Source organism: Acidobacteriota bacterium, from assembly GCA_016703965.1.
GTDB lineage: Bacteria > Acidobacteriota > Blastocatellia > Pyrinomonadales > Pyrinomonadaceae > OLB17.
Map to the genome: position 1 here is coordinate 1,053,665 of JADJBB010000021.1, position 20,444 is coordinate 1,074,108.

Genomic DNA, 20,444 nt, shown 5'->3' on the forward strand with positions numbered 1-20,444 from the left:
TCGCGATACATAAAACTTGCGCGTGCCTCGGAGTATTTTGGGATAGAATTAAGGGAAGTAAATATGAGAAAGATAAGCTGGGGAATCATCGGAGCAGGCGATATTGTGCGAAAACGCATTGTGCCCGCGATGCAGGAAGTACTTAACTCGGAGGTAGTAGCGATCGCTCGCGGAAAAGCCGATATGGCGGCGGCCTTCGCTGCTGAGTTTGGCATCCCGAAATGGTATGCGGACTATCGGGAAATGCTCGGTGACGACGAGATCAATGCGGTTTATATCGCATCGCCTGTACATCTGCACGCCAAACACACGATCGCGGCCGCCGAAGCCGGAAAGCATGTTTTATGCGAAAAACCGATGGCGATGGACGCCACCGAATGCGACCGTGCGATAGCGGCTTGTGAGGTAAATAATGTAAAGCTCGGCATTGCCTACTACCGGCGATTTTATCCGGTCGTCGAGCGAATTCGCCGGGCATTTCGCGATGACGAGATCGGAAAGCCCGTTTTTGCTCAGATAAATAGTTTTGAAGCGTTCAATCCCGGACCTGAACATCCGCGGCGTTGGTTTGTCGAAAAAGCGAAAAGCGGCGGCGGGCCGATGATGGATTTTGGCTGTCACAGGCTGGAGATCTTGCTGAATCTTTTCGGGAAGGCGAGCCGTGTTGAGAGCATTAATGCAAATGTCGCGTACGACCGCGAGGTCGAGGACACCTCGGCTGCGTTGATGCAATTTGAATCGGGAACTTGTGCTTCGCTTGTGGTCACGCATGCGGCGCAGGAATCGCAGGACACTCTAGATATCTTCGGCACCGCTGGATCTATCCATATCGCCTCGCTCAACAGCGGCGAGATAAAGATCGTGAAGGGTTACGAAACCAGAATCGAGATGCATCCGCCATCCGCGAATTTTCATTCGCCGCTGATCGAGGATTTTGCGGACGCGATCATTAACGACCGCGAGCCGCGAATTTCTGGCAAAACCGGCCGCGATGTCGCCGTGATCGAGGACAAGATATACGGACGGTAAACAAAAAAAGGGTGCAGCCGGCAAGCTGCACCTAAGGAGGAGGATCAATTGAGAAAAATTGCTCCCACTAGAAACCTGTGTTTGTGATGGTCAGATAGTTTCTGACCGACGAGCTTTCGCTCATTACTTTCTTCTGAGCTTTCGTCTTCATAAGCTCATTCTTCGAGGCCGACCCTTTTACGAGGATTTCTGAGAGGAAATTTGTATCTCCGACAGTGTCGAATACGAGCTGGGTGGTTGCCGAAACTTCGTCCGAGCTCGAAACGACCGTATCGAAGATGATCGCTTCGCCGTTACCGCGAAGGATAAGGAGCGATGGCGAATCTGAGGTGTTCGGGGTGCGTTCGATGGTGTAAACGCCGGCTTCGAAGGTTGAGTCTTTAACTACAAATGAATTTGGAACGCTGACCGTGATGATAGAACCGTTGCTGATCTGAGCGTTAGCAGCGACTACGCCGCCGAGGAAAAGTACTGCTGTTGCCAATAAGGATTTTGCTTTAAGATTGAACATGATAATTTCTCCGTTTGTTTATTAATTTTCTTGTCCCGCGAAAATTCCCCACTTGATCGAATATATAAATTTCGGCTAATAAAACTCGCCCGAATTCCGCGTACAATTAAGATTACGAATCTTTTCGACTTTTGGATGTCAGTTTTTTGCTAGGTTATGTAAAGTTCTGTAAAAGATGAGCGAAATTCGGCGTTATGCTAATCTGACAGTTCATTTATGAAGCTTAGATGGCGTTTCGGCATAATTGCGGGTCTTTTCTTGGCGGTGTTTTCTCTGTATCCGCAGATGAAGATGGTGTACATGCGTGGTGCCGACTGGAACGGGCATTATGCGTACAACGATATTGACGAGGTAGCGTATGGTTCATACCTCAAAGCTCTGATCGACGGGCGGCCGCGTAAGAACGATCCCTACACCGGCCGAGACGATTCACCGGAAACTCCGCAGCAGGAATCGCTCTTCTCTATACAATTTGCCGGGCCGATGACGATCGCGGTTCCCGCCCGCATCCTAGGCATCGGTGCACCTTGGGCGATGACGATCTCGGGTGCGGTAGCGGCATTTCTGACGGCTCTTGCGATATTCTGGCTGCTTGGAATGATAACGGGCGACTCGATCTTTGCAATGGCGGGAAGTCTGATCGTGCTGGCCGGCGGTGCGCTCTTTGCCGGCGAGGGGGCGATCGGTGAGATACTGGGGACGAGCTATTCGTATCCTTATTTTCCAGGTTTTCGCCGATATATACCGGCGATGGCTTTTCCGGCGTTCTTTATGTTGGTCGGGCTTGTTTGGAAGATGGTTGCCCACGAGACACACGAAAAGCACGAAAATGAAAATAAGGTTGAGACCGTCGCCTCTTCTCCTTTTCTTGCGATCTCCTTTGCTGTTCTAGCGTTCGCCTACATCGTCTTCTCCTATTTCTACGTCTGGACGACGGCAGCTGCGTGGCTTGGATGTTTAGGAGTGTGTTGGATAATTGCCAGGCCGGATGGGATTTGGGGCGATCTGCGTAGATTGGTCGTGCTTGGCGTTGGGTGTTTGTCGGCTTTGGTACCTTACGCATGGCTGTTAGCGAATCGCTCCCACACGATGGATGATGTTCAGTTGCTGGTACTGACGCGTGCGTTGGATCTGACGCGTGTACCGGAATTGATCGGATTTGTGGTCCTTGCGGTGATCGCGATCGGAGTCGCAACAAAAATGTTGGTTCTGCGGGATCGCGGAACGCTATTCGCGATCTCGCTCGCTCTAACGCCGGCCATCGTGTTTAACCAGCAGGTGATCACCGGCCAATCGCTGCAGCCGATACACTATCAGGTGTTTATCGGGAATTATGTAGCGGGGCTCGCCGTCGTCGTTACCTTCGGTCTGATATGGCGAACCGTCGAAGGACTGCATAAGACACCGGCGAAGCTCGCAATGGCGGCGGTTGCTTTTGTCGCTGCTGGGTGGGGATTTGTCGAGTGTCATTACACGGTGCGGGTTTTGGATGATGTAAATGTTATCCGTGACGAGGCCTATCCGGTCGGCAAACGGCTGACCGAACTAGCTGCGAACGATCCTGATAAACACAAACGCATCGTTCTCCACCTGGGTATTGCCGAGGGGGACGATCTGCCGACGATCGCCCCGCAGTCGGTTCTTTGGGCGCGGCATCAGCACGTTTTCCCGGGTGTTGACTGGCAGGAAAGCAAGGAGCGGTATTATCAGCAGCTTTTATATCAAGGTGTGGGCGAAAAACAGTTAGCGGACGGAATGAAGAAGGGTGACGATTTTGTCTCGATGATCTCGTTGTTCGGCTGGGGCCGGCATACCGACAGGCTGAATTCCGCCTATAAACCTCTCACTTTCGGCGAGATCGATAGCGAGGCGCGAAAATACGCCGAATATGCTGCAAAATTCGATGCAAGAGGCGAGGGTGTTCCGCGGCTTGACTATCTCGTGTTGCCGGTCGAGCTTGATCCGTATCTTGCGAATGTGGACAGATGGTATTCGAGGACAGACCGAGAGCAATTTGGAAAATATGTCTTGTATCGCCTCAACCTAAAATAGACGAAAAAAAGACCGTCCAAACGGACGGTCCTAAACTGGTATTACTAAAAAAAATATTAAAACTAAGCGGCTAATAGGTCATTCGAGGTTTCGGCAAAAACTCGTCTGCCGTTGAGGGCATCGTCGATGATCTCACGTACTGCCGAGGCATCAGGATTAACATCCATACGAGCACATGCTCTTAGATGTCTTATGATGCCCTCTGCGGCGATCTCCACCGCGTCACCCGTCAGTTTTGAAAACCGACGTGCCTGTATATGGTCAATTTGCAAAACTCTGTCTTGCAAGGTCATTGGTCTAGCTGCTGCCACGTTTATTCTCCTTGTTTCAATTTTTACCCTCTCGGGAATAGGTCGCAATGTCGCGTTGACACGACCCGAACGAAAAAGCGTGAAACAAAATGCTCTTCCGGCATAAATTAGTCAAGACTTCCAGCCACAAAGTCGCTGAAAAAATTCAATACCCTCGGCTTTCATCTCAACTGTAACGTCATCGTAACAAAAAAATATTGCAATGTCACTACTTTTTTTGGCTCACGGCGAGAAAAGTTCAAAAAAAAGAAAACCGGCAAACCACAAGATTTGCCGGTTAAATAAAAATGAGTCACACGATGCTGTGTTTATGCAACAGCGTCTTTCATAGCCTTGCCGATCGTGAACTTGACAGTTGTCTTCGCAGGGATCTTGATGACTGCTCCCGTAGCCGGGTTACGTCCTTCGCGAGCCTTGCGAGCGGTCTTTTTCAGTTTGCCGAATCCAGGCAGCGTGAATTCGCCGTTCTTCTTTACTTCCTCGGTTGCGAGCGATGCAAGAGCGTCAAAAAGAGCTTTAACATCCGATTTTTTCGCACCGGTCGATTCAGCCAAGCTGCTGATAATTTCAGTCTGTGTCATACGAGCCATAGTTTAAGTAACCTCCAGTTTTGGTTGTGAATGTATATATACTTTTCAGTAAATCATTTGCTCTAAAGCAGTTTAGGCAAAAATCGCGGGGAAAAACCAATCATCAAAAGAACAAAAAAAGATTGGTCGGGGCAGCAGGATTCGAACTTGCGACCTCTCGCTCCCAAAGCGAGCGCACTACCAGGCTGTGCTATGCCCCGTTCTGTCTCAACTAAAAGACGATTCCAAGGTTGGAATTCTAAGCAACGGAAAGGTCAAGGTCAAGTCACCCCAGCTTAAAATGCCGTAAAAATGGGATTATTTGTTGAAAAGCCCTCGACCGGTGGCTTATCGTCTGCTTTGTGGAGCGGTCGAGTTCGCCAAATGTCTGAGCGAAGCCATCCGGAATGAACAGCGGATCGTAACCAAAACCGCCCGCGCCGCGCGGCGAATCGGCGATCCGGCCTTTGCAAACGCCGTCGGCGGTGAACAAAATGGTGCCTTTCGTATCAGCGATCGAGATCGAGCAGACGAATCTCGCTCGCCGTTCGTCAGATTCCGCAGCCTTCATTTCATCGATCAACATCGATATTTTCTCAGCAAAAGTCGTGGCCTCGCCGCCATAGCGGGCTGATAGTACGCCCGGACGGCCATCGAGAGCATCGACCTCAAGGCCGGAATCGTCCGCCAGGGCGAAACTGGACGTTTGCCGAGCATAGCCTGCGGCCTTGAGCTCTGCATTCTCGGCAAATGTCGATCCGGTTTCATCGACTTCTACTACGGCGGGAAAATCGGCCAGGCTGAGTAGTTCGATAGGGAAATCGGCGATCAGGTCTTGCAGCTCGGCTACCTTGCCCTGATTATTTGTTGCTATTAGTAATTTACGGTCCATTTCCGGTACGCATCGAGCAATTGGCGGCTCAATTTATCTGTAGTTTAGGCTACCTTCCAAAAACCGCGTGCGCAAATACGGGAGCTTCGCTGCCTTCACCACTTTTTTATTGCCAACCCTGTTCGATAAAAGGTATAAATGTAGTAGCGGTTTTCCCGCCGTGTCCCAGTCGTACCTACTCAGGATAGGAAATCCCCTTTTGTCAGCTGTGTTTGTAGAAGATCAAGTGGAAGTTCGCTCAGACAATGACCTCGACGAAGCCGTTCGCTCGTCGAGCACTAAACCGTCTGCAGGCGAAGTTGCGATCGCTGTTGAGCTTGGAATATGGCTTTCCGGCCTTGAGAGTTTTCTCGCGTCGGGACACCACTCTTTTTCGGACCAGCGCGATGAACGGCAGGTGGCTGATTCGAGCAAGGAATTTCGTCTCGTCCATTCAGCTTTGCAGCGATGCACGATGCTGAATTCGAGATTGATAAGCACTAACGGCCGGAACCAAACATTTGGAGACCTTCGCGAACTCGCTTCCGTACTTCGCGATACTATGCTACTCTCCGAGGGATTTATCCATTCGAATAAACTCGGCTCGGGTGAATGGAAGGCTTGGAGCAACCTGCTTTCGCATAGGTTCTCTTCAGTTCCGGCCATGTCAAAGCTCATCAAATTTGCCGAAGCGGAAGGTAGGGAATATCTGCCCGACGCTCTTAAAGAGCTGTCGATGAACAACGGGTTTTTAAGTTCCGAGCATGCCGAACTTGCTTTGGTCTTGCCTCGCTTCGGCATGATCCTTAAATGGCTTGGTGTTATCGGCCGAATGCTCGATGCCGACGAACCGCTCAAGCCGGCACTTCTTATCTTCTCACGGATCAATGAGCAGATCTTTGAGCTGACAAGCTATATAAACAATCGCCTCGAGCGCTTTCCTAACGAAGAGGCGGAACTGTTCTCTTCGCTCGACGCGGCATCGTACACCGCGTCTATTGAGCTTAAGAAGGTCTATTCGCAGGAACTATCCGGCATCGCCCGCATGCGGCCTTCGCCATCGATCTATGCCAGGATGGAAACCGCCCACTCGCTCTTAAAAGAAGGCTTTCAGCAGATCCTCGCGAGCTTCGCCCGGATCATCGATCCGGAAACGGACATCTTTGAGCTGTTCCCTAGATTCCGGATCAAACTCGAACAATCTATTGCCTTACGGCGTGAGCTTTGGGATGCCGTGAAGGTCGTCCAGGCCGCCGAATCAAACCCCGAAAAGCCGCAGGTCGAGAAGATGCAGTCGGAACTTCGAGAGTTCATGAAGGGAACGGTGAAATTCCTCTTTTATAAAGATACCGAGACCGTCGAACGCTTCGTCGAGGAAATTCTAATAACGCAGCAGAACAAGGATCTCGTGCCTATCCTTCACCGGTTTGGGGCTTACCTTGAAACTCTCTTCGGACAGGTGAATTTGCGTGCCGTGCTGGTCGATCATCCGTTCGATCCAAATGGCGACTAGTGGAACATCTTGCATCTAATTTTTGGTGAATTTCGTGTTTTTCGACTTTTCGCCTATTTTTACCAAAAAATGCCCCATTAAAAGTGTGAATCGATTCACACTTTTTTAGACTGACCACTCAAAAGGCAGATAAACACTGAGTTTGCGTTCGCTCGGGTTTTGAAATTCCGGCTGGATCCCCGAGATCGATTGGTAGAGGAAAAAAGGTGGTTTTTGAGCGTGCGCAGCGAGTTTGGTAGAGGTTTTTGGGAGATTGGTCGAAGGTCTGCGAAAACAAGGATCATTGCGAGCGCAATGTTCCGAGCGGTTTTCGGAATAAGACATCAAAACTAGCCGCAACACCGACCAGAGTAACCAGAAGCGCCGTCACTACCACGCCGAGCACAGCGATCGTCGGCTCAAATTCCCAGTCGATCCGCATTAGATATTTCGAGACCAAATACGAAAGCGTAACGCCGAAGCCGCTGGCGATAATTCCGGCCAGCAGTCCGAGCATGCCGTATTCGGCAAACAGGATCGTTGCCAGCGTTCGCCGTTTTGCTCCGAGCGTTTTTAAGATCGCGTTCTCATAGATCCGCTGCGATTTGGTCAGAGCGACCGAGCCGATCAGGATCAGAATGCCGCTAAGCAGTACGAAGCTGCCCACGAAAGATATTGCGATCACAAAGTTATTCACCAACCGGTTGACCGCCGCGATGATGTCTGCGACGTCGAATATTTGAACGTTCGGAAACTTGTCCAGAATGTCACGCTGCAAACGCTGACGGTCGGTTGCCGGAACGTGGTTCAGGGTTGTTACGGCAAAGCTCTGCGGTGCCTTTTCGAGGCTTCCGGGTTTGAAGACAAAGACGAACGCGGTTCGGGCATTGCGGACGTCGATCTTTCTGATATTCGAAACAAGAGCTGTGATCTTGCGGCCCGAGATGTCGAAGGTGATCGAATCGCCCGGCTCGATCTTAAGCGTTTGGGCCATTCCTTCCTCGACCGAGACCTCCGGCAGGTCGGGGTCTTTGCTCTTTTGCCACCATTCTCCGTCGATAATGGTTTCGTTCTCTTCGAAATTTTCGCGATAGGTTATGGCGAACTCACGGCCGATCTGGCCTTGCTGCTGACGCACTTCACGCTGTTGATAGTCGATCGGTTCGCCGTTCACGAAAGAGATGCGTGCTCTAACGGTCGCGGTCTGCTCCGGTTTCTCGCCGGTACGCTGCTCGATCATCTGAGCGAGGTCGGCGATCTGGCTTTTTTGAATATCAACAAATATCAGGCTCGGCAGGCGACGGTTTCGTGAAAAATCGAACTCGCGAACGAGATTCGTCTGCATGATCTGAACGGTAATGACAACGAATGCTCCGAGCCCAACGGCCAGCAGGATTATTCTCGTCTGATTTCCCGGACGATAGAGCGAATTCACCGCCTGGCGAACTGAGAACGAGCCGAGGCTTTTGAACTTTTTCAGGAGCCACGTAAGAACCGCCGCCGAAACATATAAAACTAAGCCCGTTGCTGCCAATCCGCCGAGGAAGAACGCTCCGACGCGGATCGATCCCGCCTGCCAGATCGCCAGGCCGAGCAATCCGAGAAGACACACGAGCCCGAACGACCACTTCGTCCAATCGAGCTTCGAGATATTGACGTTGTTCTCGTCACGGAGCAGCAGCTTGGGCTTTATCGTGCGGATCTGCAGCAGCGGCAAAGCCGAGAACAGCAGCGAGATCAGAATGCCGAGGATCATCCCCTGAATGGCGGTCGAGAAACCGACCGCATAGCTCATCTTCTCAGGCAGAGCATCGGCAAAACGCCATTTTGCGATCCACAGGCCGCCCTGGGCGAGCACAGCGCCGAAAAGGCTGCCGACGAGCCCGAGCGTCAGGATCTGGAGCAGATAGACGGTGATTATCTTCGTTCCGCTCGCACCAAGACATTTTAGAACAGCGACCGTTTTTCGCTTCTGTTCGACAAAGGCACGGGCGACATTCCACACGCCAACGCCGCCGAGGACGAGAATGAGAAGACCGGTGAGCGACAGATAATTCTCCGTCCTCTCGAATTGCTCGCTCAGATTCTCCTGCTGTTCGCGGTACGAATTGACCTGCACGGTCGTGCCGGTCAGGGCTGTTCGCAGCTCTTTCACCAACTCCGTCGGATTTTCGGACGTGCGGTAGAGGATGCGGCGGCGAACTCGGCTTGTGTTTCTCGTGATGCCGGCGTCGTCGAACGCCTTTTTCTCGACAAAAATACGCGACCCTAGCCGGAAACCGCTCGATCCGCCCGGTTCCTCGTCAAATGTTGCTCTGATCTCAAACTCGCTCTCGCCGATCTTCAGCTTGTCGCCGACCTTTACCTTAAGTTCCTCTAGCAAGATCCGGGCGACGACGGCGCCTTTGTTTTCGAGCAGCTTGAAATCGAACGGCTTACCATCCGACAGTTCGAATTTACCAACCAGTGGAAACGGCGGTTCAACGCCTTTTAGTTCAATGAACTCAAGCGATGTATTCGCGGGATCCGCGGGCCGTGCCATCGAAGCGGTCGTGATCGTCTCGTTTCGAGCCTCGACCGTGGGGAAGCGTTTTATAACCTCCTCGATCCTAGAAACGTCGGTTGGTGAAAAATCGTTGGTTGACGTGACTTCAAGATCTGCGGTCATCAACGCCCGAGCGTCATTCCCGACGACCTTGGTCAGATTCTGTATCAGCGACCGCAAAGCGACCACCGACCCGACACCCAAAGCGATGCAGAGAAAAAAGAACAGCAGTCGCTGCCATGATGAGCGGATCTCGCGTCGGCTTAGGTTGAAGATAAATTTCATTTGAAATCACCGTTCAACTCATCGTTCACGACCCGGCCGTCAGCAAGAATGATCTGCCGCTGAGCTTTCGCTGCAAGAGCACCGTCGTGCGTTACCAAAATGAGCGTAACGTTATTCTTTTTATGTAGATCGGTCATCAGTTCGAAAATATGCTGGCCGTTCTTTGAATCGAGATTTCCGGTCGGTTCGTCGGCGAGCAGGATCTTTGGCGAATTGGCGAATGCTCGAGCGATAGCGATCCGCTGTTGTTCGCCGCCGGAGAGTTCGGCCGGGTAATGGTGGCCGCGGTTGGTCAGATCTACCTGATCGAGGAGGGCTGAGGCGCGTTCACGAACGCCGCTCAGGCAAAGTATTTCCATTGGGATCAGGATGTTTTCGTACGCCGTGAGGCTCGGGATCAGGTGGAACGACTGGAAAATGAAGCCGATCTTTTCACTGCGGATCTTCGCGAGGCCGTCTTCGGTCATCGCTGTGACTTCGTCATCATCAATGAATATCTGGCCGGAACTCGGAGCATCGAGGCCGGCGATCAGACCGAGCAAGGTCGATTTACCGCTGCCGGACGCACCAGTGACCGCGACGAACTGGCCGTCCGGGATGTCGAACGATACATCATTGAGAATGGTCAGATCCTCGGTGCCTGAGCGGACGGTTTTGATGACATTCTTGAGCTGGATCATAAGAAGAAAAGAGCGATTTAACGCAAAGACGCAAAGGAGCAAAGTTGCAAAGGCTCTATAATAGGTGCAAATGTCATCTCTTTAGTTTCCTTAGCTTTGCGTCTTTGCTCCTTTGCGTCTTTGCGTTGAAAAACCTGTCTTCATCTTAGCTTGCGAAAAATACCCGAACAAGTTCCAATAATTTTTGCATCATATTTAGGTGTCTCGTCGTTATAGCAAACTATCATGCGTTCTTTAATGCGAAATTTATTGATCATTAGTTTCACCTTTTTGGTGGCTCTCGGTTTAGGCTGTGCGGCGGCAAAGCCCGGACAAAATTCTTCGAACCGAGCGGCGAAAGCTGTCTCGACCCCGAAAGCCGTATCGGATCGGCCCAAGATAATCGCTTTCGGCGACAGCCTTACCGCCGGATTCGGTTTGGCGGAAAAAGAATCTTATCCGTATCTGCTCCAAGAGAAACTGAAGGCCGACGGATTCGATTACGAGGTTGTAAACGCGGGTGTTTCGGGTGATACGAGCCTCGGCGGACTTGAGCGGGCGGATTGGGTTCTCGAACAGGACAACGCCAAGATCCTCATCCTCGAACTCGGGGCGAACGACCTGCTGCGCGGTGTTCCGGTCGAGAAGATGAAAGATAACCTCGACAAGATAATTCGCAAGGCAAAGGCAAAGAACATCAAGATACTGCTTTGCGGAATGCTTGCGCCGCCAACGATGGGAGCGCAATATCAGCGTGATTTCCTTAAAGCCTTCCCCGATCTTGCGGCCGAACATAAGGTTGAGTTTCTTCCATTTCTGCTCGATAATGTAGCTACGGTCAAAGAACTTAATCAGGCGGATGGTATCCATCCGAACGCCGAGGGCGAAAAGATCATGACCGAAAACGTTTATAAAGCTCTCAAACCGATGCTCGGCGAGCGAATCCGTTAGCTAAAAAAAGACGAAAAAGAAGGTCATGAAGAGAAATGCATTTTTGGTCTCCCTTGTGCTTGCATCGGCTGCGATAGGAATGTCAGTTATTTGCGTAAATGGCCAGACACCTTACGTCAGGCCTAGTGCGGAAAAGAGATTCCAAAATTACGTCAAAGATACGGTTGGTCCTGGAGCCTGGGCTGGCATGGTTGCAGGTGCTGGTTTCGCGACGGCGAGAAACGATCCCGAGGAATGGGGTGGAAAATCGAAAGGATTCGGCAAGCGGTTGGCCTCCAATTTTGGCAGGAATCTGATCAAGAATACGATCACCTACAGCCTCGACGAAGCCCTCAAACTCGACAGCAATTACTACAGAAGCGAGAAACGCGGGGTCAGCGACCGGATCAAAAACGCCCTGCTTTCTACCGTTACCGCCCGAAAGCCGGATGGAAAGCGAACTGTCGGCATCCCGCGTCTTGTCGGAACCTATTCCGCCGGCATCATATCAAAGGAAACCTGGTACCCGCCGCGTTACACCTGGAAGGACGGTGTTCGAAGCGGCACGATCTCTCTTGGCACTAAAGCTCTGATAAATCTGGTCAAAGAGTTCATAAGACGCTGATCAACAGCGGACCGTGCACTGTCCGAGGAAAAACATCCAGAGAGTCTCGAATCGATCGAGCGACGAGCGAATCCATTGATCGAAAAAGCTCGAAATCGATATTCGGGACGAAATAATAACGGTTGTTCTGGGGCCAGTTGTTTTGCTTAATTCGCCTTGCTCTTGCGATCGTAGCTGTCCTGCTCTCTCAGCCGGAGAAAGTTGTGCAATTGTCTTTGACCGCAAGATTTAACTTGTTTCGAGAGTCATTCTTCCTTGCGTTGGACTCGATCCGCGGCAATGGAACGCGCTCAGCTTTAACCGTTGTGGGCATTGTGGTCGGCGTAGCCGTGGTGGTTATTGTGGCGGCTTTGCTTCAGGGGGCTCAGGCATTCGTAGTGGCGGCGACGGCGGGATTTGCTCCCGATGTTCTGCGGGTCGAAAAAGCATCGTTTCAAGATTTTGGTTCCGACGGGCAGGCGTTCGTTGAGGCTCAGGCGAAGCGGCCGGATATTTTTACCGACGATCTTGAATTCTTGAACGAACGGCTCGGCGAAAAGATCGAATTTGGTGCCCAGGTTGATTCCTCGCTTCCGGTCCGCCGAAATGAAAAGACTTTGGTCGGCGTACTCGTTCAGGGCGTAACCCCGAATATCACTGAGCTTTCGAATGTTGATATCGCCTACGGCCGTGGACTAACTGCTACGGATGACAGATATCGAAGTAACGTTTGTGTAATAGGCCAAGACCTGGTCGATGAGCTGTTCCCGACAACCGGAGCGATCGGTGCGGATATCCGCCTCGGCCAGGTTCGTTATCAGGTCGTCGGCGTCGCATCGCCGCGGGGATCTGCCTTTGGTTCCTCGCAGGATGGGTTCGTTCAGATCCCGCTTGGCACATTTGCTCGGGTTTTTGGTGCCAGGTCGCTCAATTGCCATTCTCGCTAAGGCGAGAGATAAAGATAGGCTTTCGCTTAGCGATGTCGAGGAGCAGGTCAGGGTGGCGATGCGGATCCGCCGCAAATTGATCGGGACAGACAAGGAAGATAATTTTAGTTTTGTGACGGCGAAAAGCGTTCAGGCATTTTCCGCGTCCTTGACCGGGCTTGTTGGAATGATAGTTTATCCTCTGACCGGCATATCGCTTTTCGTCGGCGGCATAGTCGTGATGAACATGATGTTGTCGTCCGTTACGGAAAGGACGAGGGAGATCGGTATAAGAATGGCAGTCGGAGCTCGCCGCCGCGATGTGCTGATCCAGTTTTTGATCGAGACAACGACGCTGACCGTGATCGGAGGCGTTTTCGGCGTAGCGGTGGCTGCGGGCCTTGTTTCACTGCTTTCTTTTGCAACCGGGCTTTCGCTAGGGGTGCCGCTTTGGGCGGTTGCGGCGGCGATCGGAGTTTCGTGCGTCGTTGGGATCTTTTTTGGGGCGGTTCCTGCGAGGCAAGCCGCAAGGCTGGATCCTATCGAGGCATTGCGGTCGGAGTAAAAGATCACGCGATATTAAGTGAACATTCAGAGCATAAAAGATACGTGGCTGACCGTTCTGGACTCGATCCGGAACAATAAGCTGCGCTCGGGGCTGACTCTCACCGGCGTCATTGTCGGCACGGCCGTGGTAGCCCTGGTCGGTGCGGTACTTACCGGTCTGTCGCAAAGGGTTCAGGAAGTCTCAGACAAAAGCTCGCCAAACGTAATTTATTTTACAAAAGAGCCGCGAATTGGCCCTTCGCTCCAGCAATTGACGGCTGAGGAGCGCCAGCGGAAGGACTTCACGCTCAATGATGCGATCGCGGTTTCCGAACTCGAATCACCGCAAGCAGTTTCGCCTCAAAAGGTTCGAGGCAGTTACGGCCCTTCGGCAGATATACCCAAAGTTACGGCCCGTTCACGCGAGGGTATAAATCCGTTGATACTGGGCGTATGGGAAAACTACCCGCAGGTAATAAATGTACCTCTCGAAAACGGGCGTTTCTTTACAGAAGCGGAGCGGCGTGCGCGTGCTTCTGTTGCCGTTATAGGGTATGGGATCGCTAAACAGATCTTCGAAGAAATAGATCCAGTGGGTGAGGATGTAAAGATAGACGGGAAACTATTTCGCGTAGTCGGCGTCCTTGGACGTTCGACCGGAGAGGGCGTGATCGGCAGCGATGAGTTGGACGAGCGGACGGTGTATATCCCTTTCGAAACCTCGATGAAATTCTACCCCGAGATCGAAGGGACGCTGATCGCGGTTAGAGCACCGAACGGCAAGGTTGATGAGGTTACGGACGAAGTTACCTATCTGCTTAGAAAGCGGCGCGGGCTCAAGTCTTCGGATGAGAACAATTTTGGCGTTAACCGGTCAGAGCAGGTTTTTGAGCTGGTCAACGATGTGATCAATGGATTGGGCGTTATAGTGGTTCCGATCGCGTTGGCGAGCCTGTTCGTCGGCGGAGTTGGTGTTACGAATATTATGTTCGTGTCGGTCAAGGAAAGGACGGAGGAGATCGGGATCCGGCGAGCGCTCGGTGCGACTCGGAACGTGATCCTGAGACAGTTTCTGGTTGAAGCGATCGTGCTTACCAGCCTCGGCGGGCTGATCGGAATCGCGGTTGGGCTTATTCTGGCATTTGCCGTTAGAACTATCATTAGTTTCCCGGCTGCCGTCCCTTTTTGGGCTCTCGCGGCAGGATTTGGAGCGTCGGTAGTGGTAGGCTTAATCGCAGGGATCTATCCGGCTCTGCAAGCTTCAAGGCTCGACCCGGTTGAGGCCATGCGTCGAGTTTGACTTACGAAAACTATGAATGTTACCCATCTCGAATGTGCCCTGTGCGGATCGCGGCATGAGGCGAATGTGCTACAGAATCTTTGCGTCGAATGCGGAAAGCCGCTGCTAGTTTGCTACGATCTCGAAAAAGCGGCACAGACCCTGACAAAGGAAGCTCTCAAGACGCGAGAGCCGTCGCTTTGGCGTTATCGCGAGGTTTTGCCCGTCGAGCGAGCCGAGAATACCGTGTCGCTCGGCGAAGGCTGGACGCCGCTTTTTAGGACCGATTCACTCGCGGCAAAGCTGCCGATCAAACTCGAACTCTACATCAAAGACGAGGGCCAGAATCCGACGCAGAGCTTTAAGGCACGCGGAATGACCGCGGCGATCTCGATGGCTAAGGAGTTGGGCGTTACGAAAGCTGCCGTTCCATCGGCTGGAAATGCTGCCGGTGCTCTTGCCGCTTATGCGGCAAAAGCCGGTATCGAGGCAAACATTTTCATGCCGGCCGACACGCCAAGGGCAAATATCGTCGAATGCGAGCAAACCGGTGCGAATGTCACGCTAGTGGACGGCCTTATTACCGATTGCGGTGCGATCGTTGCCAAGCGAAAAGAGGCGGAAGGCTGGTTCGATGTTTCGACTCTCAAAGAGCCGTATCGGGTTGAGGGCAAGAAGACAATGGGCTATGAGATCGCGGAGCAGATGGATTGGAATCTGCCGGACGTGATCATGTATCCGACCGGCGGGGGAACTGGGCTCATCGGTATGTGGAAGGCCTTTGACGAGATGGAACATATGGGTTGGATCGGTTCGAAACGCCCTCGAATGGTCTCTGTTCAATCAGAAACATGTGCGCCGATCGTGCGTGCTTTTGAGAACGGCGAGCGGTTTGCAGAGGAATTTGAAAACGCTGCGACGGTTGCTTCGGGCCTTCGCGTGCCGAAGGCGATCGGCGATTTTCTTATCCTCGATGCCGTACGGGCGTCACATGGAACCGCTATTTCGGTCACCGATGAGGAACTTGTCGCCGCCGTTCGTGAGATCGGTGCCGCTGAGGGTATTTTTACCGCACCTGAAGGAGCTGCGTGTCTCCCGGCACTGAGAAAATTGATCGCTGACGGCTGGATCGTTGAGGGCGAATCGGTCGTTATATTCAATACCGGAGCCGGCGTGAAATATCTCGAAGCTTTCGCTTAAAAAAACGACATTTTTAACATAAAAGGTAATTTTCCGCTTATGTAGTTTGCTCTATTGCCGATAAGAAGAGTGCGTTCCCTTCCCGCGCTCGAACGGCAATCCGTTATTTAAGAGCAAGTTATGTTTAAAAGTGTCGATCTTGAATTTTTTTCGATAGAGAATTTAGTTAAGACCGGACTACCGTCAATGCCCTCAAGCGTGATGAGGATCTCGGCATTGATGGCAGATCTTAACGTCTCGCAGCAGCGAATCGCGGGGGCGATCAGTCTTGACCCGGTGATCTCTTCTCGTATACTCGCCCTTGCAAACTCGCCGATATATGCCCTGCATGGGACGATCACCAATCTCACCGAAGCCGTCAACGTTGTCGGGAACGGAGCGATAGCCGAGCAATTGCTTGTCTGCGGTGTCAGTGATGCGTTCGGCAGAAAGGTTCTGGATTCGCCTGCGGGGCGAACGATCTGGGTTCATTCACTCGCAACCGGGCTGACCGCGAACGAGATCTGCAAAATGGCGAAGATGCGCGGTGCAGAGGATGCCTTTAGCTGCGGACTGTTACACGATGTCGGCAAACTGATCCTATTGCGGGCAGACGCTCCGTTCTACACGGACCTGATCAAGCAAGGTGAGGATTCGGGGGATATTTCGGTGATCGAGCGACGTGTGCTGGGCTTCGATCATGCCGAACTCGGTGCCGCTGCCGGCATTGCGTGGAAGCTGCCGGGAGCCGTCTGCCATATGATCCGCAATCATCATCATCCGAGCACCTCGACTGCCGGCGTCGCACTAGCGCATGTGCTGCAGACGGCTGACCAGTTCGTAAAGGGAAGGATCTCATTCGAGGATCCTGAGTACTTTTTTGCGAATGACGACCTGCGTAAATTCGGGCTTGGCGAAGTCGAATTCGAAGACATCTGGGATAATGTTACGCTGCGGCTCAGTGAAATGACCGATCCCGGACATTTATCGGGTGAATCTGTAAGTAACCGAAAAACGAAAACGCATTCTTAGACGAAAGTTTAGGAGTGCTTTTTTGTATGGATCTAAATGGAAAGACTTGTTTGGTTTTCGGTGCCGGGAGAGGGATCGGCCGGCGTGTCGCCGGGCTTTTTTCGAATGCGGGGGCAAATATTGTGGTCAGCTCCAGGACCGAAAGCGACCTTCATGAGCTGGAATTTCAGTTGAACGCTGAGGGCAATCCCAACGTTCTTTCAGTTGCGGCGGATGCTGCGGATAGAGATGAGGTGGACAAAGTCGTAAGTGCTGCGATCGGCAAATTCGGCTCGATCGACTACCTTGTCCACGCCGCCGGTTTAGGGATCCTGAAGCCTTTCGGAGAACTGACCGCAGCCGATCTAGATACGCTGTTAAATGCAAATGTGCGATCGGCGTTCAACGTATTTCAGGCGGTTCTGCCGCAGATGAGCGAGCAGAAATTCGGCCGTGTCGTGGCCTTTCCGGGCATTCTCGGCAAGGCTCCGATGATGCAGGCCGCTGGATATTGTGCAGCGAAATACGCGTTGACCGGCATGGTCAAATGCCTTGCTCAGGAATACAAGAGGTTCGGTATTCGTTTTAGCCTAATGCACTTGGGCGGCGTCGATTCTACCTTCTGGGATGACATCACGATGCGTGTCGACCGCACGAAAATGCTGACGGTCGATGCGGCAGCAAATGCAGCATTCTTTGCTGCTACGCAGGAAGGCGAAGGCGTCATGGCTGAGGTCGTCCTGATGCCTGAATCGCACCAGTTGGTGTAGAAAATTCGCCTAGACAGCTTTATTTTGCTAAGATTCGCCCTTGGCTTTTTAATACCAAGCGGAGAGTTTAGTGAACAGTCTCGTCTTCTCAAACATGCTTCATCGCCCGGCTCGAACGGCCGTGAGCGTCATTGGTATCGGCATCGGCATTCTGCTGATCGTCTTTACTGTGGGCCTTGCGAACGGCAGCCTGCGGGAACGCGCCGACCGTGACAAGAACGTCGGGGCCGAGTTGATGTTCGTCGCAGAGGGGAGTTGGGGAATGAGCGGAACCGAGCTTCGGCTGCCGGTCAGCTTGAAGCCGGACATCGAGAAGGTCGAAGGCGTTGCGGTCGCAATTCCGCTCGCTCAGAAAAGTGTTCCCGCGACCGACGGCTTGACAGGCAATCGGCTTTTGGACGGCATTAATTTTGACGAATATGCCGCGATGGCCGGTCTGCAGATCGTTCAGGGCCGGAAGTTTACCGACGGCGCCGACGAAATGATGTCAGATTCCGCGTGGCTCGAACGCCGGAAGCTGAAAATAGGCGACAAATTTCAGATCTACGAGCGAGATTTCACCGTTGTCGGCACCTACGAACCGAGTGCCGGAGCTCGCATCAAGATCCCGCTTTCAACGATGCAGTCCCAACTTGGTGCTGAGGGGCGAGCCTCGGCATTTCTGATAAAGCTCAAGGACGGCTTCTCGGCCGATGTCGTCGCACCGGCTCTTTTGCAAAAGCTTCCGGGCAATCAGGCAGTTCGTACGAGCGAACTCGAAGAGCTTTATATGCAGGGTGTTCCGGCGTTGAACGTATTTCTCAACGTCGTCATCGGCGTCGCGGCGGCGATCAGCGGGCTGATAATTTTGCTTACCATGTACACGACCGTTACCGAACGCACAAGGCAGATCGGCGTACTGAAATCGCTCGGAATGTCTAATTTCGGCATCGGCTGGACGATCGTGCAGGAAGCGATCCTCATCAGCATTGGCGGCGTAGTTTTCGGTGTCGCGGCAACGTATGTATTAAAACTTGCTCTTGGGAAATGGTCCACGCTTACCGTCGCAATTGAACCGAGGGTAGTCCTCACGATAGTTGTTATCGGGGTTGCGAGCGGTATCGTGGGAGCTCTTTATCCCGGAATGCGAGCTGCCAGGCTCGATCCGGTCGAAGCTCTGAATTACGATTAGTTACTGCCTAGCGATCACGTGCATCGAGGCCGATTGAGCTGCGTCAAGTTTGTAGATACGGGCGGCTCTGATGCCTTTCAGTTTGATCTCGATCGGCGTCACAGGCGAGCTGTTCAGAAGCGTGACGAACGGAGTATTGCTGAAATAACGCCTGCCTTCTACCAGAACCACCAGATCTCCCGTATTTAGCGTCAGCACCGCAGTTTTATCGGAAAGCGATACGAAATTGATATCACTTCGTCCTATCTTTTCCGCGTAATGTGCAAAGACCGTCGGCGTCTCGCAGGCGACGATGGCGTTCGGCCGGGCGTTGGCGGCGATCGCTGTTACCACATCCATCGAGGCCGCGTCGTAGAATTCATCGTGCGGAAAATAGGAACCTGCCGCAGCCATTCCGCCGCCGATCTTGTTGGTAAAGAGCCTGAAATGCGGAGCCACCGCGAGCGAGTTTGTAAGCTGCGTCGCCACGACGCCGACTAGCAGGACGGCTTGGGCTAAGCCCGCCGCTTGAGAATTACTCAAAACCTTCTCCGTCAGCCATTTCGCCGCAAAATAAAAGCCGACGGCAGCGACGATCGCCAGAAGCGGCTCGACGAAAGTGAAGTACCGCGTAAACTTTCCGCCCAGAAATGTGAACGGCAGAAACCACATGAATGCCCAGAAAAAGATCAGAAATCTGCCGTCGCCGAGTTTCCGGCGGAACATGAACGGGAGGCCGATCAAAAAAAGTACAAGGATCGGTAGAGTCGTTTTGACCGCCATAAAGACGTAATAGAACGTCCACGGAACCCCGGCGAGCCAGGCACTCATTTTGTTCGTGTAGAGATCACCCCAGAATTCGTAGCTGTCATGCCCGATACGGCTCTCGCTGGAAAATTTCAGCATTTCACGCCAGGTGTCCGGCAGTACGATCGTTGGATTCAGGACAAGGAACGCTATACCCATGACCGTAATGAACTTGACCCACCGAACCGGTTCCATTCGCCATTTAGTAGCGGGAATATATTGGAAGATTATGTAATAAGCACCGACGATCGACAGCAAATGCGGGTAATATTTTGACGCCATCAGGCCCGCAAAACTCGCGGCTGCCGCCCAGGCGTACCAGGTCCAATTTGTACTTCCTCGCTCCGCTTTGGTCTGGCCGCGAACCCAAAAGAACATCGTCAATAAAAAGAAAAACAGCACGAAGCTGTCTTCTTTTGCGATGCGGTCAAAACCGATAGCCATTGGTTCGAGCGTCCAAAATATCGCCGAGACCAGGCCAATGCTCCGGCCGAACAGTTCCGATACCAGCAGAAAGATCAACAGTGCGGAAAAAGTGCCGACGAGAGCAATGGGGAATCGCAAAGCGCCCTCTTCCGAAATTGGAACGCCGGCGATCTGGCTGAGCTTTTCCGCGGCCGTGATACTGACGGTCTGAACCCCTTTCATCAGGAAAGGATGTTCTCCGTTCTTTCCCGAAAGGCCGTTCTGGCGATACTCGGCAACGGTCTGAAGTTTGTTGAGCTCGTCCTCGCCCAGGCTCTCAGCACCGAGCTGATAAACCCGGAGGCCAAAGCCGATCAACATAAAAAATGCAAGGATCAGTGCGGCGATCTTTTTATTTTTTGCGAAAAAAAGTTCGTCAGAGAACTGTTCGGGGCGGATACCCGCAGTCATGGTAGGAAGAGGTTGCTCAGACAATTTCTTTTTATAACGCTC

19 protein-coding genes and 1 tRNA gene are annotated in these 20,444 nt (G+C 52.4%); 12 read left to right on the plus strand and 8 right to left on the minus strand.

Annotated features, from left to right (window positions below; translation table 11 throughout):
• The first annotated feature begins 63 nt into the window (after positions 1–63).
• Positions 64–1,029, plus strand: coding sequence for a Gfo/Idh/MocA family oxidoreductase (locus tag IPG22_12205; GenBank protein ID MBK6589048.1), 966 nt, complete (start codon positions 64–66; stop codon positions 1,027–1,029).
• A 67-nt stretch (positions 1,030–1,096) separates the two neighbouring features.
• Here the strand turns inward: IPG22_12205 and IPG22_12210 are convergent, their stop codons facing one another.
• Positions 1,097–1,540 (minus strand): hypothetical protein, encoded by a 444-nt coding sequence (locus tag IPG22_12210; protein MBK6589049.1) that lies wholly within the window; start codon positions 1,538–1,540, stop codon positions 1,097–1,099.
• A 216-nt stretch (positions 1,541–1,756) separates the two neighbouring features.
• Here IPG22_12210 and IPG22_12215 point away from each other — a divergent pair, with 216 nt between their 5' ends.
• Positions 1,757–3,592, plus strand: coding sequence for a hypothetical protein (locus IPG22_12215; protein MBK6589050.1), 1,836 nt, complete (start codon positions 1,757–1,759; stop codon positions 3,590–3,592).
• A 62-nt stretch (positions 3,593–3,654) separates the two neighbouring features.
• Here IPG22_12215 and IPG22_12220 read toward each other — a convergent pair whose 3' ends face one another.
• The 4 genes from IPG22_12220 to rdgB form a co-directional block, all read right to left on the minus strand.
• Positions 3,655–3,903 (minus strand): hypothetical protein, encoded by a 249-nt coding sequence (locus tag IPG22_12220; protein MBK6589051.1) that lies wholly within the window; start codon positions 3,901–3,903, stop codon positions 3,655–3,657.
• Between the two features lie 308 nt (positions 3,904–4,211).
• Positions 4,212–4,493, minus strand: coding sequence for an HU family DNA-binding protein (locus IPG22_12225; GenBank protein MBK6589052.1), 282 nt, complete (start codon positions 4,491–4,493; stop codon positions 4,212–4,214).
• 123 nt (positions 4,494–4,616) lie between these two features.
• A tRNA-Pro gene (locus IPG22_12230) sits at positions 4,617–4,693 on the minus strand.
• Positions 4,694–4,758: 65 nt separating this feature from the next.
• On the minus strand, positions 4,759–5,364 hold the full coding sequence (rdgB, locus tag IPG22_12235; protein MBK6589053.1) for an RdgB/HAM1 family non-canonical purine NTP pyrophosphatase: 606 nt from the start codon (positions 5,362–5,364) through the stop codon (positions 4,759–4,761).
• 226 nt (positions 5,365–5,590) lie between these two features.
• Here rdgB and IPG22_12240 point away from each other — a divergent pair, with 226 nt between their 5' ends.
• Positions 5,591–6,856 (plus strand): hypothetical protein, encoded by a 1,266-nt coding sequence (locus tag IPG22_12240; GenBank protein MBK6589054.1) that lies wholly within the window; start codon positions 5,591–5,593, stop codon positions 6,854–6,856.
• 280 nt (positions 6,857–7,136) lie between these two features.
• On the opposite strand, the gene IPG22_12245 is transcribed toward IPG22_12240, so the two are convergent.
• Both IPG22_12245 and IPG22_12250 read right to left on the minus strand, forming a co-directional pair.
• Positions 7,137–9,665 (minus strand): ABC transporter permease, encoded by a 2,529-nt coding sequence (locus IPG22_12245; GenBank protein ID MBK6589055.1) that lies wholly within the window; start codon positions 9,663–9,665, stop codon positions 7,137–7,139.
• Positions 9,662–10,345, minus strand: a complete 684-nt coding sequence (locus IPG22_12250; protein MBK6589056.1) for an ABC transporter ATP-binding protein — start codon at positions 10,343–10,345, stop codon at positions 9,662–9,664. Before IPG22_12250 ends, IPG22_12245 begins: the two co-directional genes overlap by 4 nt.
• A 237-nt stretch (positions 10,346–10,582) precedes the next feature.
• On the opposite strand from IPG22_12250, the gene IPG22_12255 reads away from it, so the two are divergent.
• From IPG22_12255 to IPG22_12295, 9 genes are all read left to right on the plus strand, one after another.
• On the plus strand, positions 10,583–11,275 hold the full coding sequence (locus IPG22_12255; GenBank protein MBK6589057.1) for an arylesterase: 693 nt from the start codon (positions 10,583–10,585) through the stop codon (positions 11,273–11,275).
• Between the two features lie 25 nt (positions 11,276–11,300).
• Entirely contained in the window at positions 11,301–11,879 is a 579-nt protein-coding gene (locus IPG22_12260) for a hypothetical protein (protein MBK6589058.1), read from the plus strand.
• Between the two features lie 203 nt (positions 11,880–12,082).
• Positions 12,083–12,805, plus strand: coding sequence for an ABC transporter permease (locus tag IPG22_12265; protein MBK6589059.1), 723 nt, complete (start codon positions 12,083–12,085; stop codon positions 12,803–12,805).
• Positions 12,774–13,349: an FtsX-like permease family protein gene (locus IPG22_12270; protein MBK6589060.1), complete on the plus strand. Its 576-nt coding sequence runs from the start codon at positions 12,774–12,776 to the stop codon at positions 13,347–13,349. Before IPG22_12265 ends, IPG22_12270 begins: the two co-directional genes overlap by 32 nt.
• Positions 13,350–13,367: 18 nt before the next feature.
• Entirely contained in the window at positions 13,368–14,630 is a 1,263-nt protein-coding gene (locus IPG22_12275) for an ABC transporter permease (protein MBK6589061.1), read from the plus strand.
• 12 nt (positions 14,631–14,642) lie between these two features.
• Positions 14,643–15,809: a threonine synthase gene (locus IPG22_12280; protein ID MBK6589062.1), complete on the plus strand. Its 1,167-nt coding sequence runs from the start codon at positions 14,643–14,645 to the stop codon at positions 15,807–15,809.
• A 120-nt stretch (positions 15,810–15,929) separates the two neighbouring features.
• Positions 15,930–16,820 (plus strand): HDOD domain-containing protein, encoded by an 891-nt coding sequence (locus IPG22_12285; GenBank protein ID MBK6589063.1) that lies wholly within the window; start codon positions 15,930–15,932, stop codon positions 16,818–16,820.
• Between the two features lie 26 nt (positions 16,821–16,846).
• A complete protein-coding gene (locus IPG22_12290) occupies positions 16,847–17,569 on the plus strand; it encodes an SDR family oxidoreductase (protein ID MBK6589064.1) in 723 nt (240 codons plus the stop codon).
• A gap of 70 nt (positions 17,570–17,639) precedes the next feature.
• On the plus strand, positions 17,640–18,740 hold the full coding sequence (locus IPG22_12295) for an ABC transporter permease (GenBank protein MBK6589065.1): 1,101 nt from the start codon (positions 17,640–17,642) through the stop codon (positions 18,738–18,740).
• On the opposite strand, the gene IPG22_12300 is transcribed toward IPG22_12295, so the two are convergent.
• Positions 18,741–20,426: a glycosyltransferase family 39 protein gene (locus IPG22_12300; protein ID MBK6589066.1), complete on the minus strand. Its 1,686-nt coding sequence runs from the start codon at positions 20,424–20,426 to the stop codon at positions 18,741–18,743.
• Between the last annotated feature and the right edge of the window lie 18 nt (positions 20,427–20,444).